The sequence below is a fragment of the Streptomyces sp. NBC_01232 genome (assembly GCF_035989885.1).
In the GTDB taxonomy this organism is placed as follows: domain Bacteria; phylum Actinomycetota; class Actinomycetes; order Streptomycetales; family Streptomycetaceae; genus Streptomyces.
On record NZ_CP108518.1, the window covers coordinates 1,120,836 to 1,138,644 of the forward strand.

The following is a 17,809-nucleotide window of genomic DNA, read 5'->3' on the forward strand; positions in this document are numbered from 1 at the left end:
CCTCAGCCGGCGTCCTCCGGGGCGGCCAGCTCGAACTCGCACCACACGCACTTCCCGCCGCCCCGGGGCTCCACGCCCCACTCGTCCGCGAGCCGGTCCACCAGCATCAGTCCGCGCCCCGAGACCGCCCAGTCGCCCGCCTCGCGCCGCCTCGGCAGGTCACTGCTGGTGTCCTCGACCTCGATGCGGATCCGCCCCTGCGCCGTGAGCCGCATGCTGACGTGGCCGCCGCCCTCCGTGTGGACCAGGGCGTTGGTCATCAGCTCGTCCGCCGCCAGCTCGATCTCGTCGGCCCGGTGCCGGGCGCCCCAGGCGGCCACCGCCGCCCGGATCAGGTGCCGGGCCAGCGCCGGGGCCTTCGCGTCGCCCGGCTCCAGCCGCTGGTGCAGCGGACCGCCGCCGCGTGCGGTGGGGGTGCCCCGGCGACGCAGTACGAGCAGGGCCATGTCGTCCCCGCTGCCCGAGTCCCCGACCAGGTCGCACAGCACGTCGGCGAGTTCCTCCACGTCGACCGGGCCGCTGTGGACCGCCGCCACGAGTTCCCGCATGCCGCTGTCCTGGTCCGCGCCGGGGCGTTCGATCAGGCCGTCGGTGCACAGCAGCAGGGTGTCCCCGGGGTGCAGTTCCAGGCTGGTGACGGGATAGCCGGAACCGGTGCCGGCCTGCTCACGGGGCGGCAGGCCGAGCGGCAGTCCACCGGCCACCTGCACCCGGTGGACACTGCCGTCACCGCGCCGTACGACCGGGTCGAGGTGCCCGGCACGGACCAGCCGGAGCATTCCGGTGGTGAGGTCCACCTCGGCATAGGTGCAGGTGGCGAAGCGTTCCGTCTCCAGCTCGCGCAGGAAGGCCGAGGCCCGGGCCATCGCCGTGCCGGGCGTGTGCCCCTCGACGATGTACGCGCGCATCACGATGCGCAGCTGCCCCATGACCGCGGCCGCGTCCGTATCGTGCCCCTCGACGTCGCCGATCATCACCCCGACCCGGCCGTCGCCGAGCGGGATCACGTCGTACCAGTCGCCGCCGACGTCCCGCCCCATCCGGGCCGAGCGGTACCGTACGGCGATCAGCGCGCCCGGCACGTCCGGGATCCGCCGGGGCAGCATCGCCCGCTGGAGCCCCTCGGCGAGGTCGTGCTCCTGCTCGAAGAGGATGGCGCGCTGGAGGCTCTGGGCGACGCCGCTGCCGAGCGCCATCAGCAGGTTCCGTTCCTCGGCGGTGAAATCGCCCTCCCGCGCGTAGAGCAGCCCGAGCGCCCCGACGGGCCGTCCCTGGGCGATCAGCGGCAGATAGACGCCGCTGCGGACGGACAGCGGCTCGATGTACGGCCACAGGTCCGGGTAGCCCTGCTGGAACTCCTCCCGCGAGACGATGAAGACCGACTGCATGGTGCGTACGGCCTCGCTCATCGGGAGCCGCGCGTCGATCCGCGTGTATTCGATCTCGGGCACGTACGAGCCGAGCTGCCCCTCCGCCACCAGGTGGATGCGGCCGCCGTCGACGACGCCCAGCATCACGCTGACCGCGCCGAGGTGCCCGAGGGCCTGGGGGTCCTTGAGGATGTCGGTCACGTCGTTGACGGTGCGGGCGTGGGCCAGGATGGCGGTGGTCCGCTCGACGACGCCGGTCATCCTGCGGCGCCCCTCGACCTCTTCACCGGCGGCGCCCGGCTCACCCGGGTCGTGGGCGGCGTCGCGGAGGATCCCGATCACGCGGTACGAGCGACCGGATGGATCCCGCAGGATGTGCCCCTGGACGTGGGTCCAGGCCGACGAACCGTCGCGCCGGCGGCTGCGGACGTAGGCCCCGTAGTGGCTCCTGCCGTCCTTGATCGCCTGCGCGACCCGGGTGTCGAGGCGGGCCTCCTCACCGGGTGCGAAGCAGCGCCGGAGCCCGTCAACGGTCCCGTCGAACTCCTCCTGGCGCAGCTCGAGCACCTCGAGCGCGGTGGGATCGAGGAACATCCGCCCGCTGTCGAGGTCCCAGTCGAATGTGCCCATGCGGTTGAGCGCGAGGCTCATGTCGGGCCGCGCGGGCCAGCCGACGTCGGGGTTGTCTGCCCTACGGGCCATGCAGCCAGGGTCTCACTCTCCTCCGCCGGTGTCCCTGTGGAACGGCCGGGACGGACGGCGGGCGGGTGTGCGCCGTCCCGTACGGGGCCGGTACGGGCCCTCGCGGCGCTCTTCTCAGCGGGGCGGTCCGCCGCTGTCCGGCAGGTCCGCGTCATGGACCAGAAGGGCGATCTGCACCCGGTTGTTGAGGTCGAGCCGGGTCAGGATCCGGGACACGTGGGTCTTCACCGTGGGCAGCGCCAGGTGCAGCTCCCGCCCGATCCCGGCGTTGGACAGGCCCCGCCCGACGGCGACGGCCACCTCCCGCTCGCGCCCGGCCAGCAGCGCCAGCCGGGCCCGGGCGGCGGTCGCGCGGGCGCCCTGGCCGCCGTCGCCCCCCGCCACCCGGTCGATGAGCCGGCGGGTGACGGCCGGGGACAGCACCGGGTCGCCGGCAGCCACCGTCCGGATCGCCGTCACGATCTCCTGCGGCGGGGTGTCCTTGAGGAGGAATCCGGCGGCTCCGGCCCGCAGCGCGCGCAGGACGTGCGCGTCGGTGTGGAAGGTGGTCAGGACCAGTACCTCGGGGGCTCCCGGCTGTGCCCGCAGCCGCTCGGTGGCGGCGAGCCCGTCGACGCCGGGCATCCGGATGTCCATCAGCACCAGGTCGGGGCCGTGCGCGGCGACGAGGCCGGGCACCTCCGCCCCGTCCGCGGCCTCCGCGACCAGGTCGATGTCCGGGGCGCCGCCGAGCATCAGGCGCAGCCCGGCCCAGACGATCGCGTCGTCGTCGACCAGCAGTACGCGGATCACCGGCGCCTCTTCTCTCGTCTTCCGTCCTCTTGCGTCATCTTCCGTCGCGCTCCGGCGCGTTCCGGCGCGTTCCGTCGTCCTGCCCCGTCCCCCGGTCAGCTCTGCCAGGGTAGCCAGGCGTGCACCCGGAAGCCGCCGTCGGCGGGGAGGGCCGTCAGTTCCCCGCCCGCCAGCCGGGCGCGTTCGGCCAGCCCGATCAGCCCCTGTCCGCCGCCCCCGGCCGCTCCGGGGGCGGCGGCCCTCGCCGGATCCGGTACGGATGGGCGGGCGTTGCGGACCTCCACCGTCAGCCCGTCCCCCGGGCCCCCGGTGAGCCGCACGTCGACGTCCGCGCCGGGCGCGTGCTTGCGTACGTTGGTCAGCGCCTCCTGGACGATCCGGTACGCCGTACGCCCCACCAGGGCCGGCGGCGTGTCCCCCTCGGGCGGTCCGGCCAGCGCGATCCGGCCGCCCGCGGCCCTCGCCTCCGCCACCAGGCGCGGCAGGTCCGCCAGTTCCGGCTGCGGACGCTCGTCCTCCGCCGGTCCTTCCCCCGAACCGGCCCGCAGTACGCCGATCACCTCGCGCAGGTCGTGCAGGGCCAGGTGGGCGCTCTCCCGCATCACCGCGGCCGCCCGCTCGATCTCCGCCCGCGGGGCGCCCGGGTTGAACTCCAGTGCGCCCGCGTGCACGCTCAGCAGCGACAGCCGGTGGCCGAGTACGGCGTGCATCTCGCGGGCGATCTCCTCCCTGGCCTCCATCCGGGCCCGCTCCGCCCGGGACTCCGCGTCCGCCTCGGCCAGCTCGGCGCGCTCGCGCAGCGAGGCGATCAGCTGCCGGCGGGAGCGCCGGAAGAGCCCCCAGCCGATGGCCCCGGCGATCAGGGCGAAGTACGTCACCGCCGAGCCCGCCCGATCCCCGGACATGTCCGGCAGCCGCCACAGGAAGAGGGGCAGGGGGCCGAAGGCCAGCGCCGCCACCCAGGCCGTGGCCTTCCAGGGCCGGGTCGCGGCCACGGTGAACACGGCCACCATCGCCGGTCCGGTCAGGTAGTGCGCGAACCCGCCCGCCAGGAGCAGCGCCACGGCCAGCTGGACCGGCCAGCGCCGACGCAGGAGCACCGCCGCGCAGCCCAGCCCGCCGACCACCTGGTCGGCGGTCCGCCACCCCGGGCCGAGGCTCTCGTCCACCGGGATGGACTGCGAGCTGACGGCGGCGAAGCACGCGGCGAAGAGGAACAGGCCCAGGTCGGCGGCCCAGTCCCGGCGGGTGCGGTGGATACGGCGCATGTCCCGGAAATCTACGCGGGCCCGACGGCCCGCAGGTGTCCGCGCCCCGGACCGAATACTTAAGTACGACCGCGGGCAGCCGTAAGCCCGATTCCCGGCCCCGGGCCCGGCCCCTAACGTCGGGGCATGACCTCCTCCACCCCGAAGTCCCCGTTGGCCGCCTTCTCGGGGCTGCTCTGCTTCGTCCTCGTCGTCGGCGGCGCGAGCGGCCTGCTGCACGAGTGGCTCGGCTGGATCCACTTCATGGGCTTCGTCCGTTTCCTCGCCCCCGACGGCTACGAGATCTACAGCTACGTCGTCATGATCGCCCTCGGCCTCGCGGTGGGCGCGGCGGGCGACGCGCTGACCCGTCGCAGCCGCGCCTGACCTCCGGTTCCCTGCCGTGGCGCCCCGCGGCCGTGCCTCCTGTCCCGTACGGGACAGGAGGCACGGCGATGGACGGGAGACGGCCTAGCTCTCCTCGGCCGGGCCCTCGGGCTCACGCTCGCGCTCGCGCTCACGCTCGGGAGCCGTCAGGACCGGTTCCGGCCTCGGCAGCGGCGCGGCCGTCGGCGGAGGCGGGGACTGCGGCCGGGGTGCGGCCGAGGGGGGCGGGGGCACAGGGGCGGCCGTCGTCGGCGCGGGAGACGCGGGAGGCGGCGGCAGGGACCTCGGCGCCGGTGACGCCGCAGGTGACTCGGCCGGCTTCGAGACCGTCACCGAGGGCGACTTCGCGTCGGAGGGAGACGGCGCCGGTGACGGGGACGTCACCGGTGACTCCGAGGGCGACGCGGACGGTGACTCCGAGGGCGACTTCACCGGTGAATCGGAGGGCGACGGGGTGGGCGACTTCGACGGTGGCTCCGAGGGGGACTTCGACGGCGACTCGGACGGAGTCGGGGTCGAGGTCGAGGTCGGGGTCGTCGGAGAGGGCGTCGGCGTCGTCACGGACGGGCTGGGCGTCGTCACGGACGGACTCGGCGTCGGCGTCGTCACTGAAGGTGTCGGCGTCGGGCTCGTCACCGAGGGGGTCGGCGTCGTCCTGGACGGGGTCGGCGTGATCACCGGACTCGGGGTGAGCGGCGGCGGCGTCGGGACCGGCGGGGGCGGTATCGGCCGGTCGGGCGGGCGCTTGCCCTGGTTGCCGCCCTTGGGGCGCTCGTACCAGCGGTGGTCGCGGGGGTCGTAGATCACGATCTTGTTCACGATGGTCACCGACGGTGCGACGGCCACCACCTTCGCCGGCTGGTAGGAGGGCCACGTCTGCCCGAAGCGCTTCGGGTTGGCCTTGAGGGCCACCGGCGGACCGAGCGGGTTCCCGCACGCGCAGCGCACGCGCGGCACGCCCCGGTCGTCCACCAGCACGGCCGTCCCGGCCTGGAGCACGGCCTGGTAGGGCACGACCTTGCCGTCGCGGTAGCTGTGGTTCGTCACCCGGGTGTCCATGCGCAGCTGCACCGACGTGAGCGAGCGGAGGTATCCGGGAACCCCGGCCGGCTGGAGGCCGAAGACCGAGGCGAAGGCCGCGTTCTTGGCGGGGTCCGCGGTGAGCGACCCGATCAGCTTCTCGACGTCGCAGCTGGCGACGTTCCGGGTACCGGTGTAGACGCCCGGCGCGGAGCCGCTGACGCTCCTGGTGCCCACGGGCGCGGTCGGGCTGGCACTGGGGCTGACCCGCGGGGTTCCGGTGCCCTGGGGAGAAGGTGGCCGGCTCTGCGGCGACGGGCTCTCCGGCGGTGGCGGGGCCTCCTGCACCGCCGCGGACTCGGTGAAGGGGTCGGGGCCGGAGGCGGCGGCCGGCTGGAGGAACACCTCGCCACCGGCGTTGTCGGTGCCACTGGGCCGGGTGAGGACCACGGCGAGCGCGACGACCGCGGTCACCGCGACGAGCGCGGTGACCAGCCGTGGCACGGAGCGCCACCAAGGGCCTTTGGCAGGGCCCGGACCCTGACCCGGGCCCTGGCCTCCCGGCCCACCCGGAGGCGCCGGGGGCGGGGGCGGCGGGGGCCCGTGCTGTCCGCCCGAGAGCGGGCCCGAAGGCGGCCCGGTGGGGCGTTCCGAAGACGGCGGTCGGCCGGATGGTTGTGTGGTCACGGGCTCTTCTTCCCAGGAGGAGTGAGTTCCCTGGGGACCATTGTGTGCGCCGTCCGGGTGGTGGCCGCAAGCCGAGGGTGTCACGGTGGCAGGGTGAGTCGGACGCCGGGATCTTCATCGTCGGGGGGCTCCGCGAGGGCATGGCGTGACGCCCTCGTCGCCGTTGTCGCGGGTTTCGCCGTGATGGCCGCGGTCGCCGCGGCCGGGCTGGTGTTCGCCGGCGCGGGCGGTCTGCCGGACGGCGCGTTCCCGCACGTGCTCGCCGCCGTCGTGGTGATGGCGGCCGGCGGGTCGCTGGAGGTGTCGGGCGGAGCCGGCCTGCTGGCGGGGGCCGAGGCGAGCCTGTCGGTGGTCCCGTTGTCGGTGACCCTGGCCGGCGCCCTGACGACCGGGTACCTCTTCCTGCGCCCCCTGCACAACCGGGCGGTGGCCCGGCCCCGCGAACTCCTCGGCCGGGCCGTCCCGTTGGTCCTGCTGTGGCTCCTCGCCCTGACCGGCGTCACGTTCCTGGCCCGCGCGACCTTCGGCATCTCCACCGGCGACTCCCCCATCGGGACGATCACCGATCTCCTCGACTCCGAGCCGACGGTGGGCTTCGAGGCCGACCTGCCCGCCACCCTCCTCTACGGACTTCTGTGGATCCTGGGCCTGTTGCTGATCGCCCTGCTCGTCTCGCGGCGTGCCCCGCTCCCCGCCCGGCTGGTCCGCTTCCACTCGGCACTGCGCCCGGCCGCCTTCGCCACGATGCTGCTGCTCCTCTCCTACGTCGTCCTCGGCATCGGGGTCGGCGTGGTCGTGGCCGCCACGCAGGGCCATGCCGACCGGACCTTCGCCGTGATCCTGCTCGGGCTGCCGAACCTCGTCTGGCTCGCGCTCACCCTGGGCTTCGGCGGCGTCTGGGAGGGCCGGGTCGAAGGGCCGTTCGGACTGCCGATGCCCCAGCTGCTGGACCAGGTCCTGCGCGGCTCCGACCTGTCCACGGTCGACGTGTCCTCGCTCGCGGAGCAGGACTCCCGGGCGTGGTGGCTGGTGGCGGTGGCCGCCGTCCTGCTGCTCGGCACGGGTGGGCTGGCGGCCGTACGCTCCCCGGCCCACGTCCGCCCCTGGCAGCACGCGCTCCACCTGGGGGTGGCCGTGGCCCTGGCGACCCTGACGGTCTGTCTGCTGGGCAGGATCCAGGCGCAGTTCGGCCTCTCCCTGCTGGGCATCGGCGACGTCGACGGCCTCGGTGGCCAGGTGGAACTGGTGCCCGTGCTGTGGCGCAACGTCGGGCTCGGCCTGCTGTGGGGCGCGGTGGCGGGCTTCCTGGGCGCTCTCCTGGCCCGTCCGCTGCACCGCCGCGGCCGGGTCGACGAACCGTCCGCGGCGGCCCGGCCCCCTGGCTGAGACGGAGCCGGTGAGACGGAGCTGCTGAGACGGATCGGGCTCAGGAGCGCGGGCCGCCGTCCGGCGGCAGGGTGAAGACCGGCAGCGCCCACCTCGGCACCGGCGGAGGTGCGGGCAGCGCGTCCTGAGCCGCGCCGCCGGCCCCGCCCGCCCCTTCGGGCGGCCCGCCCGAAGGCCCCGTCGTCGGCGCCCCTGTTCCGGTGCCCGCGCGCCGCAGGGCCGTGGTGAACTCCAGGCAGCTGCTCCACCGGTCGTCGGGCGACTTGGCCAGTGCCTTGGCCAGTACCTCGTCCACGGCCTCCGGCAGTCCGGGCCGCCGCGAGGTCAGCGGCGGCGGCGCATCGAACTGGTGGGCCCACAGCAGGGCGATGTCGTCGTCGCGCTGGAAGGGCGGCTCCCCGGCGAGGGCCTCGTAGACGACGCACCCCAGGCTGTAGACGTCGCACCGGCCGTCCACGGGCTTGCCGGAGATCTGTTCCGGCGCCACGTAGGTCACCGTCCCGACGAACTGCCCGTCGGTGGTGAACCCGGTCAGCGACAGCGATTTCTTCGTCAGCCCGAAGTCCGTGAGGTAGGCGTGTTCCGGGTGGTCCCGGTCCGTGCCCGCGGCGATCAGGATGTTGCCCGGTTTCACGTCCCGGTGGACCAGGTCGTGGGCGTGGGCCGCGTCGAGCGCGGACGCCACCTGGCCGGCGATGCGCGCGGCCGTATCCACCGGCAGCGGACCCGTCCGGTCCAGCATCACCCGCAGGTCCGGGCCCTCGACGAGGCGCATGGCGATGTAGAGCAGTCCGTCCGCCTCCCCCGCCTCGAAGACGGGCACGATGTGCGGGTGCTCGATGGTCGCGGCCACCTTCGACTCGTGGGCGAACCGCTGCCGGAAGGTGTCGTTGCGGGCCAGCTCGGGGGCCAGCAGTTTCAGTGCCACCATCCGGTCGAGCCGAAGGTCCCTGGCCCGGTAGACGACGGCCATCCCGCCGCGGCCGAGCTCGCTCTCCACCAGGTACCCGGCGATCTGCTTCCCGCACAGGTCGGTGGGGGTGCCGCCGGGCCGCTCCGCCCGCTTGTCGTCCGCCATCAGCCGCCTCCGGGATCGCGGGTGTCCACGATCCGCGTCGGGTCATGGGCCACCGCACGGTCGGACCGGTCCCCCGCCCCCTCGCGGGGCACGCCGACCACGTCGGTCGGTGTCTGGGGCCTGCGGACGGCGGGTCCACCGCCCGGGTCCGTGGCCGCGGCCGCGGGCGGCGGCTGCTGCTCGGGTCCGGGGCCGGGGCCGGTCGCTCCGCCCGGCCCGGCCACGACCGCGTAGGTCGCCATGCGGTCGCCGTCGTCGTACAGCCACCGCCCCGACTTCTCGTCGTAGAGCCACACCGATTCCCCGTCGATGACCACACCGGCCCGCAGGCCGCGCACGGAGCGCCGGAAGGCGTCGGTGTCGATCCGTCCGGAGGCGAGCTCGTCCACGGCCCGCCGGTAGCGTTCCAGGGCCTCGGCGCCGCGCGTGAGGAGCGGTCTCGGGTCCTCCGAGCGGACCGGGGGCCGTCCCCCGGCGGTCGGCGGCGGGTGCGGCACGGCGACGAGCAGCCGGCCGTCCACCCAGGCGGACCACCCGTTGGCGCACAGGACCTCCCCCCACTCCCCGCGCCGGGACAGCAGCTGCACGGGCAGGAACGGGTCCAGGGGCACGGTCGGCCGGGTGACGTCGGGCCCCTCCCAGGCGGACAGTCCCTCCTGCGGCACCACGTGGGTGGGTCGGAAATCCTGCACCTCACCTCCCGGGCGTCCCATCGAGCTGCTCATGAAGCCTACTTCCGCATGATGGTCGGCTCGTGGCGGCGCAGCAGCCGGGCGACCAGCACGCCGAACAGCACGGACAGGACGACGAGCATGCCCATCTCAAGGAGCCAGAGGTGGGCCTCGTGGTCGAACAGCGGGTCCTGGGTGATCTTTCCGGGGACGATCGCGCCGAGGTCGATGGTGCCCGCCATCGCTCCCATGGCCCACCGGGCCGGGACGAACCAGGCGAACTGTTCGATGACGGGGACACCGGTGAGTTTCAGCAGGGAGCCGCAGAAGACCACCTGGACGATCGTGAGGAGGACCAGCAGCGGCATGGTGACCTCCTCCTTGGCCACCAGGGCGGAGATCAGCAGGCCGAGCACCATCGCGGTGAGGGACAGCAGGGCGACGGCGAGAGTGATTTCGATCAGTGGTGGCATGAAGTTGCCCCGGCCGCCGGGGGCATTGATGGTGACACCCGCGAGGCCGACGAGGGTGAGGACCACGGCCTGGGCGACGGTGATCACGCCGAGGACCACGATTTTGGACATCAGGTAGGCCGACCGGGACAGGCCGACGGAGCGCTCGCGCCGGTAGATGGCGCGTTCCTTGACCAACTCGCGCACCGCGTTGGCGGCGCCGATCAGGACTCCGCCCACGCACAGGATGAACAGGGCGTTCAGCGCCGTTTCGGCGTTGAGGGTGTTTCCGGCCAGTGCGCGGGTCATGGCGCCCATGACGAACGGCAGCGCGATCATGATGATCAGGAACGTGCGGTCGGACCTGAGCACGGCCGCGTACCGGCGGATGAGGGTGGAGAGCTGGGATCCCCAGCTCTGGGCCTTGGGCGGTGGCTGCGGTGGGACGCCGGCGGCCCATTCGCCCTGTCCCGTGAGCGGGGACCGGCCGGCGGCGAGGTCGATGTGGCGGCGGTACAGGGGCGAGGCCCGGTACTGCCCGGCCCAGTCGCGGTCGCGCTCGTTCTCGAAGGCCTCGAAGGCCTCGGGCCACTGCTCGAAGCCGAAGAATTCGAGGGCCTCCCCGGGAGCGCCGTAGTACGCGATGCGCCCGCCGGGCGCGAGGACCAGGAGACGGTCGCATCCTTCGAGGTTGAGCACGCTGTGGGTGACGACGATGACCGTGCGGCCGTCGTCCGCGAGGTCGCGCAGCATGTTCATCACCGAGCGGTCCATGCCGGGGTCGAGGCCGGAGGTGGGCTCGTCCAGGAACAGCAGGGAGGGCTTGGTGAGCAGCTCCAGGGCGACAGAGACGCGTTTGCGCTGGCCGCCGGAGAGGCTGTGGATGGGCTGGTCGGCACGCTGTTCGAGGCCGAGTTCGCCGATGACCTCGTCGACCCGGGCCTGGCGTTCGGCCTTGGCGGTGTCCTGCGGGAAGCGCAGTTCGGCGGCGTAGGTGAGGGCGCGCCGGACGGTCAGCTGGGAGTGCAGGATGTCGTCCTGCGGGACGAGGCCGATGCGGCTGCGCAGTTCGGCGTAGTCGCGGTAGAGGTCGCGCCCGTCGTAGAGGACGGTGCCCCGGTCGGCGGGGCGCAGGCCGGTGAGGGCGCCCAGGAGGGTGGATTTGCCGGCTCCGCTGGGGCCCACGACGGCGAGCAGGCATTTGGCGCCGACGGGGAAGGAGACCTGGTCGAGGAGGGTCTTGCGGCCGTTGTCGACGGCGACGGTGAGCCCTTGGACGTCGAGGGAGACCTCGCCGGTGTCCACGTACTCCTGGAGCTGGTCGCCGACGAGGCAGAAGACCGAGTGGCCGATGCCGACGATGTCGCCCTCGGCGACGCGGGTGGGCCGGGTCACGGCCGCACCGTTGACGTAGGTGCCGTTGTGGCTGCCGAGGTCGACGATCTCGTAGCTGCCGTCGGCGAGCGCGTGCAGCTCGGCGTGCCGGCGGGAGACGGTGAGGTCGTCGACGACGAGGTCGCTGTCGGGGGCGCGGCCGATGCGTACGGCAGTGCGGACGGGCAGCGGGCGTACGGTCGTGGGCTGCCGGAAGGTACCGGTCATCGCCGGGTTCGAGACCCGGGAGGGCCGGGCGGCTCCGACGCCGGGCGTCGGTGGGGGTGGGGGCGGCGGGGGTGGCGCGGGGCCGACGACGGCGGCGCGCGGCCCGTCGGCGGCGCTGCCGAAGCGCAGCTCGGTGCCGACGCCGACGCTCCACTCGTGGATGCGGTGGCCGTCGGCCCAGGTGCCGTTGGTGCTGCCCTCGTCCTCCAGCGTCCAGTGGTCGCCGTCGGGCCGCAGGATCGCGTGGTGCCAGGAGACGCGGGCGTCGTCGAAGCAGATCTCGCAGAGGGGGTCCCGGCCGACGTGGTAGATCCGGTCGGGGTCCATCTCAGTGGCGCCCCAGTCGGTCACCAGGACGAGCTGGGGCGCGGTCGGCACACCGGGGCGCTGGACCATGACCAGATTTTCCCACGATCCCGGAGGTCCGGCACCGGTCGGACATCACTGCAGGTCAGAGGCCTCTTATGGGTAATGACAACGGTCCCCGTTGCAGCCTTTGCCCATCTCGCCGGGGTGCGCTTCACTTCACGCGACGGCCTCGAACACACGGGTGCCGCGAGGAGACGGGGGACGCCATGAGTGGGCACGACCACGCGCACGACGACCACGGACGCGGGCACGACCACGGGCACGGGCCCGGAGGGCACAGCCACGGTGTGTCCGCGGACGCCGACCGGCGCTGGCTGGCCATCGCGCTCGCCCTGATCGGCGGGTTCATGGCCGTCGAGGTGGTCATCGGTGTCATGGCCAATTCGCTGGCCCTGATCTCCGACGCGGCCCACATGCTGACCGACGCCGTCTCGATCGTCCTGGCGCTGATCGCCATGCGGCTGGCCGCGCGCCCCGCCCGCGGCGGTTTCACGTACGGCCTCAAGCGGGCCGAGATACTCTCCGCCCAGGCCAACGGGCTGACCCTGATCCTCCTGGGGCTCTGGCTGGCCTACGAGGCGGTGCGGCGGCTGATGGACCCGCCGCCGGTGGAGGGCGGCCTGGTCGTGGTGACGGCGCTCGCGGGCATCGGCATCAATGTGGCTGCGGCCTGGTGCATCTCCCGGGCCAACCGTTCCACCCTGGTCGTCGAGGGCGCCTACCAGCACATCCTGAACGACCTCTTCGCCTTCATCGGTACCGCCGTCGCGGGTGTGATCGTCCTGACCACCGGTTTCCGGCAGGCGGACGCGATCGCGACGCTGGTCGTGGTGCTGCTGATGCTCAAGGCGGGCTACGGGCTGATCCGCGAGTCCGGCCGGATACTCCTGGAGGCCGCCCCCGCCCATGTCGACCCGGACGCGGTCGGCGACCGGCTGGTCGGGCACCCGCCCGTCACCGAGGTGCACGACCTGCACATCTGGACGATCACCTCGGGCCAGGCGGCGCTCTCCGCGCACGTGCTGGTGGAGCCGGCGGGCGACTGCCACGCCGTGCGCCGGGACCTGGAACGGCTGCTCGACAAGGAGTACGGGATCACGCACACCACCCTCCAGGTGGACCACGCGCAGGAGTCCCTGCTCACGGTCGGCCGCGCGGGCGCGGGCCCGTCCGACGCGCACTGCGCGGACGCGCACGGGCCGGTCCACCGGCAGGGTCCGCACGAGCACTGAGCTCGGGACGCGCAGGGCGTGGGGGCGCACGGCGCAGACCGTAGGGACTTGGCGGTGCGGGGCGTACCTCATTCGGCGGATCACTGGCCGGGGCCGGAACGGGGCATGGATGGAGCCATGACGCACAAACGCAGTGCCGGACTGCTCCTGTTCCGGCGGACCGGCCCGGAGCCGGAGCCCGGTGTCGAGGTCCTGCTCGGGCACATGGGCGGCCCGCTCTGGGCCGGGCGGGAAGCGGGGGGCTGGGGCATCCCCAAGGGCGAGTACGGGCCGGAGGAGACCCCGACGGACGCGGCCCGCCGGGAGTTCACCGAGGAGATCGGGCTGCCCCCGCCGGAGGGCGAGTACCTGCCGCTGGGCGAGGTACGGCTCACCAGCGGGAAGCTCGTGACCATCTGGGCGGTGGAGGCGGACCTCGACCCCGCCCTGATGGTGCCCGGGACCTTCACCATGGAGTGGCCGCCGCACTCCGGAAACGTACAGGAGTTCCCGGAGCTGGACCGGGTGGCCTGGTTTGCTCCACCGCTGGCGGAAAACATGCTGATCCCCTCCCAACTCCCTTTCCTCGAGCGCCTGTTGGAGCTCCTGAAGGTTTGACCCACACTTGCACTTGCCAACACCCTTACCTGCATGGACATTGCACACATGACGAACGTCGTGCTGGTGGGAACCTTGGACACCAAGGGTGTGGAGTACGGCTGGCTGCGCGAGAGGCTGCTGCGCACCGGCGTCGAAGTGGTACTGGTCGACACAGGAATCATGGGCGAACCCCGGGTGCCCGCCGATGTGCCGCGTGACGCGGTGGCACGGGCGGCGGGAACGGAACTGTCGCAGCTGCGCGCGGCCGCCGACCGGGGTGCGGCCGTGACCACCATGGCGAGGGGCGCGGAGGAGACCCTCTTACGCCTGTACTCAGAGGGGAAACTGCACGGCGTGCTCGCCATCGGCGGGAGCGGCGGCACCTCCATCGCCACCCGGGCGATGCGCGCCCTGCCACTGGGCGTACCGAAACTGATGGTCTCGTCCATGGCGTCCGGGGACGTCCGGCCGTACGTGGGCTCCTCGGACATCACCATGATGTACAGCGTGGTGGACATCGCGGGGATCAACAGCGTCTCCGCACCGGTCCTGGCGAACGCCGTGGAGGCGATCGCCGGGATGGCCGGGGCCTACGCCCGTACCTCCCCGGAGGGCCGCCCGCCCCGGCTGGGCGCGGGCGGCCGTCCGCTGATCGCGGCCAGCATGGCGGGCGTGACCACGGCCGGTGTGGACGCGGCCCGCGAGCGGCTGACGGAACTGGGCTACGAGGTGCTGGTCTTCCACGTCAGCGGCACCGGCGGCCGCACCCTGGAGACACTGGCCGGCCAGGGGGTCTTCGCGGGCGTCCTCGACCTCACCCTCAGCGAGATCGCCGACGACCTGTGCGGGGGCATCCTCAGCGCGGGCCCCGACCGGCTCAGCGCGGCGGGGCGGGCCGGGGTTCCGCAGGTGGTGAGCCTGGGAGCGCTGGACATGGTGAAGTTCGGCCCGCTCGAGAGCCTGCCCCAACAGGTCCGCGACCGGGGCGTCCACGTCCACAATCCGTCCATCACCGTGACCCGTACGACCATGGCCGAGTGCGCGGAGCTCGGCCGCCGGGTCGCCGCCAAACTGCGCGCGGCGAGCGGCCCCGCCGCCGTCTGCGTCCCGCTCCGTGGACTGTCCACGCTCGGCGCGCCGGGCGGCCCGTACCATGACCCCGGCGCGGACCGGGCTCTGTTCTCGGCGCTGCGCGAAGGCTTGCGGAGCAGCGCCGTACGGCTCTACGACTACGACACGCACATCAACGATCCGGCCTTCGGGCGGGCGTCGGCCGACCGGCTGCACGCCATGATCGGCGCGATGTCGGCCGCGGCCTGAGACTCCCTCCGTGGTCGGGAACCGGCCACGGAGGAAACCACGTCCCATGTGGCGTCCGGTCCGGGGAGGGCCGGTGGACGGCCGGTCCCGGACCGGACGTCCGATCGATGCGGCGGCGCCACACGGCAGAGGCAGGGGGCAGGAACGATGGACGACACGCGGGCGGCATGGTCGGTCCCCGGTTACACCGAGGTCCGGGAGCTCGGTTCGGGAGGCAGCGGCCGCGTGGTGCTCGCCGTCCACGACGGAACGGGTACTCCGGTCGCGGTGAAGTACCTCAGCGACCGGCTGCGCCAGGATCCGGCCTTCGTCGGGGAGTTCCGGGCCGAGGCCCGCCTCCTGGGCGGACTGGAGACTCCGTACGTGGTCAGGCTGTACGAGTACGTGGAGGCGTCCGGCGGTGCGGCCATCGTCATGGAGCTGGTGGACGGCATTTCCCTGCGCGCACTGCTGAAGCAGTCCGGGCGGGCCGACGCCGAGGCCGCTCTGGTGGTCCTCAAGGGCTCGCTGCTGGGGCTTGCCGCGGCGCACCGGACGGGTGTCGTCCACCGGGACTACAAGCCGGAGAACGTCCTGGTCGCACCGGACGGCTCGTCGAAGCTGGTGGACTTCGGGATCGCGGCGAACCGGGGCAGCACGCCCGGCGTGGCCGGAACCCCCGCCTACATGGCTCCCGAGCAGTGGCAGGGCCGGCCGGCCTCGCCCGCGGCCGACGTGTACGCGGCGACGGCGACCTTCTTCGAGTGCCTCACCGGCCGCAAGCCCTACGACGGGGAGAACTTCGCCGAGCTGGCGGTGCAGCACATCGAGGCCCCGGTGCCGGAGACCGAGGCGCCGGAGCCCGTGCGTCCGCTGATCCGGCGCGGCCTCGCGAAGGCGCCCGAGCAGCGGCCGGAGAACGCCGAGGCGTTCGTGGCCGAGCTGGAGGGCGTGGCGCTGGCGGCGTACGGCCCCGAGTGGGAGGAGCGCGGGCAGCGCAAGCTGGCGGCGCTGGCCGCCCTGCTGCCGCTGCTGTTCCCCTCGGCGGGCGCCCCCGCGGCGGGCACCACGGCGGTGGCCACGACCACGGTGCCCGGCGGTTCCGGCTGGGCTCCGGGACGCAGTGGCTGGCTGGCGGCGGGCGTGGCGCTGGTGCTGGGGACCGTGCTGGTCCTGACGACGGACGCGATCGGCGCGTCCCCGGGCGGGGCCTCGGCGCTGAGCGCCTTCGCCACGACGAGCGCGGCCCCTCCCGGATCGGCCTCCCCGACCCCGGGCCCGACGGACTCCGCGTCCCCTTCGCCGAGTCCCAGCCCGTCGGCGTCCCCGAGCCCTTCGCCGTCCGCGTCCACGTCCCCGTCCGCGTCGCCCTCCTGGTCGACGAGCCCGACCGCGGAGCCGACGGTGAGCCGGCCGCCCACGCCCACGCCGACCCCGACCCCGACGCCCACACCGACGCTGAAGGTCACGAACGTCGCCGTGTCGCTCAAGACCGGCGTGTACCGGGGTGACGCGACCATTTCGGTCGCCAGCCAGGGCACCGGTTCGGTGACCGTGGTGGTGGAGTGGTTCCTGGGAGGTGCGCAGGGCTCCTACTCCGTCCCCGACGGCACGGAGACGTTCGTGGTGCAGGCAGGCTCGGCCGCCCCGGTGGTCAGGTCGCACACCTTCACGCGCGACCGCGGCTGCTACGGCGGCGTCCGGGTCACCACCAAGCCCACCGCCGGGAACAAGTCCGCGTCGGCCTCGCAGTACCTGCTGCGCTGTGTGGAGGTGCCCCGATGAGTGGTTCCGGCGCCCCCCAGGGCGAGCAGCGCGAACAGGGCCAGCAGGGCGAGCAGGGCGACGACGACTACAGCGCCACCGTCCTCGGCAGCCACTGGTTCAGCGGCCCGCCGGCCACGACCAAGAGACTGCCTCCCGAGGCGGTGGCTCCCGACCGGATCGAGGGGTCGGTGCTCCGGTTCGGGCCCGGGGTCACCGCGGCCATGCCCGCGCCCTTCCCCATCGGCGCCGCGGTGGGCGTCGTAGCGCCGCCGCGGCGGCGCCGGCTCGCGGGTCTGCGGCGCTACGCCCTCGCCGCTCTCGTACTGGCCGCGGTCCTCGCGTACCTCGGGTGGCAGCGGCTCGGACCCGGCATCGAGGTCCGGAGCGTGGCCGTGAGCACCGATCCCAAGGGCCCGGCCTGCGACGCGACGGCCGATGTGGTGGCCGTCGTGGAGACCGACGGGCGTCCGGGCACCCTCACCTACCGGTGGGTGCGCAGTGACGGGACGCAGTCCGAGCAGCTGACCGAGCGGGTGCCGCGCGGACAGCGGGAGGCCCGGCTGCACCTGCTGTGGACCTTCCGGGGGACGGGCAGCTATCCCGCGAGGGCGGAGCTCCAGCTGGTGTCGCCCGGGCAGCGCACGGCCGCGGTGGACTTCACGTACCGCTGTTCCCCGTAGGGGGCACGGCCGCGGTGGCGGGCAGCCGGATGACGGCGAGCCCGCCGTCGAGGTCCACCCGGGTGCGCGGCGGTGCGCCGTCCTCCTCGTCGTCGCGCATGACGAGGGCGCTCTGCCGCTCCTTGAGCTCGTTCTGCTTGCCCGGCGAGAAGCTGGCGTGCAGCTGCTCGAATCCGGTGGCGGATATCTGCCCCTGACGGCCGTTCCACCGCCAGGGCAGCAGCCCGGCTCGGCCCGCGCGGACCAGTGCCAGGTCGAGGAAGGCCATGGCGGTGAGCACAAGAGCCAGACCGGGAAGGGTCATGAAGACGACGAAGCCCATGGCCCGACGGTAGCCGACGCCGTGCCTCGGCCGTTCGGCCGAGGGGGATCCGGCCCGTCCGGCCGAAGCGCGGGCACCGGGCCCGCTGGTTGACTCGAAGACGTGGACGAGGGTTCAGGGATGCCCTCAGGCACCGCTGCGTGCCGCGTTCCAGCCGGCGTACACCC

14 protein-coding genes and 1 pseudogene are annotated in these 17,809 nt (G+C 73.6%); 7 read left to right on the forward strand and 8 right to left on the reverse strand.

Annotated elements, in window-relative coordinates; genetic code table 11:
- Positions 1 to 2: 2 nt before the first annotated feature.
- From OG444_RS05480 to OG444_RS05490, 3 genes are all read right to left on the reverse strand, one after another.
- Positions 3 to 2,072, reverse strand: coding sequence for a SpoIIE family protein phosphatase (locus tag OG444_RS05480; protein WP_327261041.1), 2,070 nt, complete (start codon positions 2,070 to 2,072; stop codon positions 3 to 5).
- A 114-nt stretch (positions 2,073 to 2,186) separates the two neighbouring features.
- Positions 2,187 to 2,864: a response regulator transcription factor gene (locus tag OG444_RS05485; RefSeq protein ID WP_327261042.1), complete on the reverse strand. Its 678-nt coding sequence runs from the start codon at positions 2,862 to 2,864 to the stop codon at positions 2,187 to 2,189.
- A 95-nt stretch (positions 2,865 to 2,959) separates the two neighbouring features.
- Positions 2,960 to 4,132 (reverse strand): sensor histidine kinase, encoded by a 1,173-nt coding sequence (locus OG444_RS05490; RefSeq protein ID WP_327261043.1) that lies wholly within the window; start codon positions 4,130 to 4,132, stop codon positions 2,960 to 2,962.
- A gap of 126 nt (positions 4,133 to 4,258) precedes the next feature.
- Between OG444_RS05490 and OG444_RS05495 the strand changes: the two genes are divergently transcribed.
- On the forward strand, positions 4,259 to 4,498 hold the full coding sequence (locus tag OG444_RS05495; protein WP_327261044.1) for a hypothetical protein: 240 nt from the start codon (positions 4,259 to 4,261) through the stop codon (positions 4,496 to 4,498).
- Positions 4,499 to 4,861: 363 nt separating this feature from the next.
- Here the strand turns inward: OG444_RS05495 and OG444_RS05500 are convergent.
- Positions 4,862 to 6,205 (reverse strand): annotated as a pseudogene (locus tag OG444_RS05500) (DUF6777 domain-containing protein); the annotation flags it as partial.
- 93 nt (positions 6,206 to 6,298) lie between these two features.
- On the opposite strand from OG444_RS05500, the gene OG444_RS05505 reads away from it, so the two are divergent.
- Positions 6,299 to 7,591, forward strand: coding sequence for a streptophobe family protein (locus tag OG444_RS05505; RefSeq protein WP_327261046.1), 1,293 nt, complete (start codon positions 6,299 to 6,301; stop codon positions 7,589 to 7,591).
- A gap of 40 nt (positions 7,592 to 7,631) precedes the next feature.
- On the opposite strand, the gene OG444_RS05510 is transcribed toward OG444_RS05505, so the two are convergent.
- From OG444_RS05510 to OG444_RS05520, 3 genes are read right to left on the reverse strand one after another with little or no spacing between them, the layout of a single operon-like run.
- Positions 7,632 to 8,669 (reverse strand): serine/threonine-protein kinase, encoded by a 1,038-nt coding sequence (locus OG444_RS05510; RefSeq protein WP_327261047.1) that lies wholly within the window; start codon positions 8,667 to 8,669, stop codon positions 7,632 to 7,634.
- Positions 8,669 to 9,361, reverse strand: a complete 693-nt coding sequence (locus OG444_RS05515) for a hypothetical protein (protein WP_405787794.1) — start codon at positions 9,359 to 9,361, stop codon at positions 8,669 to 8,671. Before OG444_RS05515 ends, OG444_RS05510 begins: the two co-directional genes overlap by 1 nt.
- 38 nt (positions 9,362 to 9,399) lie before the next feature.
- Positions 9,400 to 11,790: an ABC transporter ATP-binding protein/permease gene (locus OG444_RS05520; protein ID WP_327261048.1), complete on the reverse strand. Its 2,391-nt coding sequence runs from the start codon at positions 11,788 to 11,790 to the stop codon at positions 9,400 to 9,402.
- Between the two features lie 179 nt (positions 11,791 to 11,969).
- Here OG444_RS05520 and OG444_RS05525 point away from each other — a divergent pair, with 179 nt between their 5' ends.
- The 5 genes from OG444_RS05525 (at position 11,970) to OG444_RS05545 (ending at position 17,320) form a co-directional block, all read left to right on the forward strand.
- Positions 11,970 to 12,995 (forward strand): cation diffusion facilitator family transporter, encoded by a 1,026-nt coding sequence (locus tag OG444_RS05525; RefSeq protein WP_327261049.1) that lies wholly within the window; start codon positions 11,970 to 11,972, stop codon positions 12,993 to 12,995.
- A gap of 117 nt (positions 12,996 to 13,112) precedes the next feature.
- Positions 13,113 to 13,592, forward strand: a complete 480-nt coding sequence (locus OG444_RS05530; protein ID WP_327261050.1) for an NUDIX domain-containing protein — start codon at positions 13,113 to 13,115, stop codon at positions 13,590 to 13,592.
- Positions 13,593 to 13,640: 48 nt separating this feature from the next.
- Positions 13,641 to 14,894, forward strand: coding sequence for a Tm-1-like ATP-binding domain-containing protein (locus tag OG444_RS05535; RefSeq protein WP_327266665.1), 1,254 nt, complete (start codon positions 13,641 to 13,643; stop codon positions 14,892 to 14,894).
- 147 nt (positions 14,895 to 15,041) lie between these two features.
- Entirely contained in the window at positions 15,042 to 16,658 is a 1,617-nt protein-coding gene (locus OG444_RS05540) for a serine/threonine-protein kinase (protein WP_327261051.1), read from the forward strand.
- Positions 16,655 to 17,320 (forward strand): hypothetical protein, encoded by a 666-nt coding sequence (locus OG444_RS05545; protein ID WP_327261052.1) that lies wholly within the window; start codon positions 16,655 to 16,657, stop codon positions 17,318 to 17,320. The genes OG444_RS05540 and OG444_RS05545 overlap by 4 nt, the downstream gene beginning before the upstream one ends.
- Here OG444_RS05545 and OG444_RS05550 read toward each other — a convergent pair.
- On the reverse strand, positions 17,298 to 17,642 hold the full coding sequence (locus tag OG444_RS05550) for a DUF6191 domain-containing protein (protein WP_327261053.1): 345 nt from the start codon (positions 17,640 to 17,642) through the stop codon (positions 17,298 to 17,300). The genes OG444_RS05545 and OG444_RS05550 overlap by 23 nt on opposite strands.
- Positions 17,643 to 17,809: the final 167 nt, after the last annotated feature.

What these genes read in the sequence shown, in the direction of transcription:
- OG444_RS05480 (WP_327261041.1), bottom strand. Translation starts at nt 2,072, where the DNA reads ATGGCCCGTAGGGCAGACAACCCCGACGTCGGCTGGCCCGCGCGGCCC.
- OG444_RS05490 (WP_327261043.1), bottom strand. Translation starts at nt 4,132, where the DNA reads ATGCGCCGTATCCACCGCACCCGCCGGGACTGGGCCGCCGACCTGGGC.
- OG444_RS05495 (WP_327261044.1), top strand. Translation starts at nt 4,259, where the DNA reads ATGACCTCCTCCACCCCGAAGTCCCCGTTGGCCGCCTTCTCGGGGCTG.
- OG444_RS05510 (WP_327261047.1), bottom strand. Translation starts at nt 8,669, where the DNA reads ATGGCGGACGACAAGCGGGCGGAGCGGCCCGGCGGCACCCCCACCGAC.
- OG444_RS05520 (WP_327261048.1), bottom strand. Translation starts at nt 11,790, where the DNA reads ATGGTCCAGCGCCCCGGTGTGCCGACCGCGCCCCAGCTCGTCCTGGTG.
- OG444_RS05525 (WP_327261049.1), top strand. Translation starts at nt 11,970, where the DNA reads ATGAGTGGGCACGACCACGCGCACGACGACCACGGACGCGGGCACGAC.
- OG444_RS05530 (WP_327261050.1), top strand. Translation starts at nt 13,113, where the DNA reads ATGACGCACAAACGCAGTGCCGGACTGCTCCTGTTCCGGCGGACCGGC.
- OG444_RS05535 (WP_327266665.1), top strand. Translation starts at nt 13,641, where the DNA reads ATGACGAACGTCGTGCTGGTGGGAACCTTGGACACCAAGGGTGTGGAG.
- OG444_RS05540 (WP_327261051.1), top strand. Translation starts at nt 15,042, where the DNA reads ATGGACGACACGCGGGCGGCATGGTCGGTCCCCGGTTACACCGAGGTC.
- OG444_RS05545 (WP_327261052.1), top strand. Translation starts at nt 16,655, where the DNA reads ATGAGTGGTTCCGGCGCCCCCCAGGGCGAGCAGCGCGAACAGGGCCAG.
- OG444_RS05550 (WP_327261053.1), bottom strand. Translation starts at nt 17,642, where the DNA reads ATGGGCTTCGTCGTCTTCATGACCCTTCCCGGTCTGGCTCTTGTGCTC.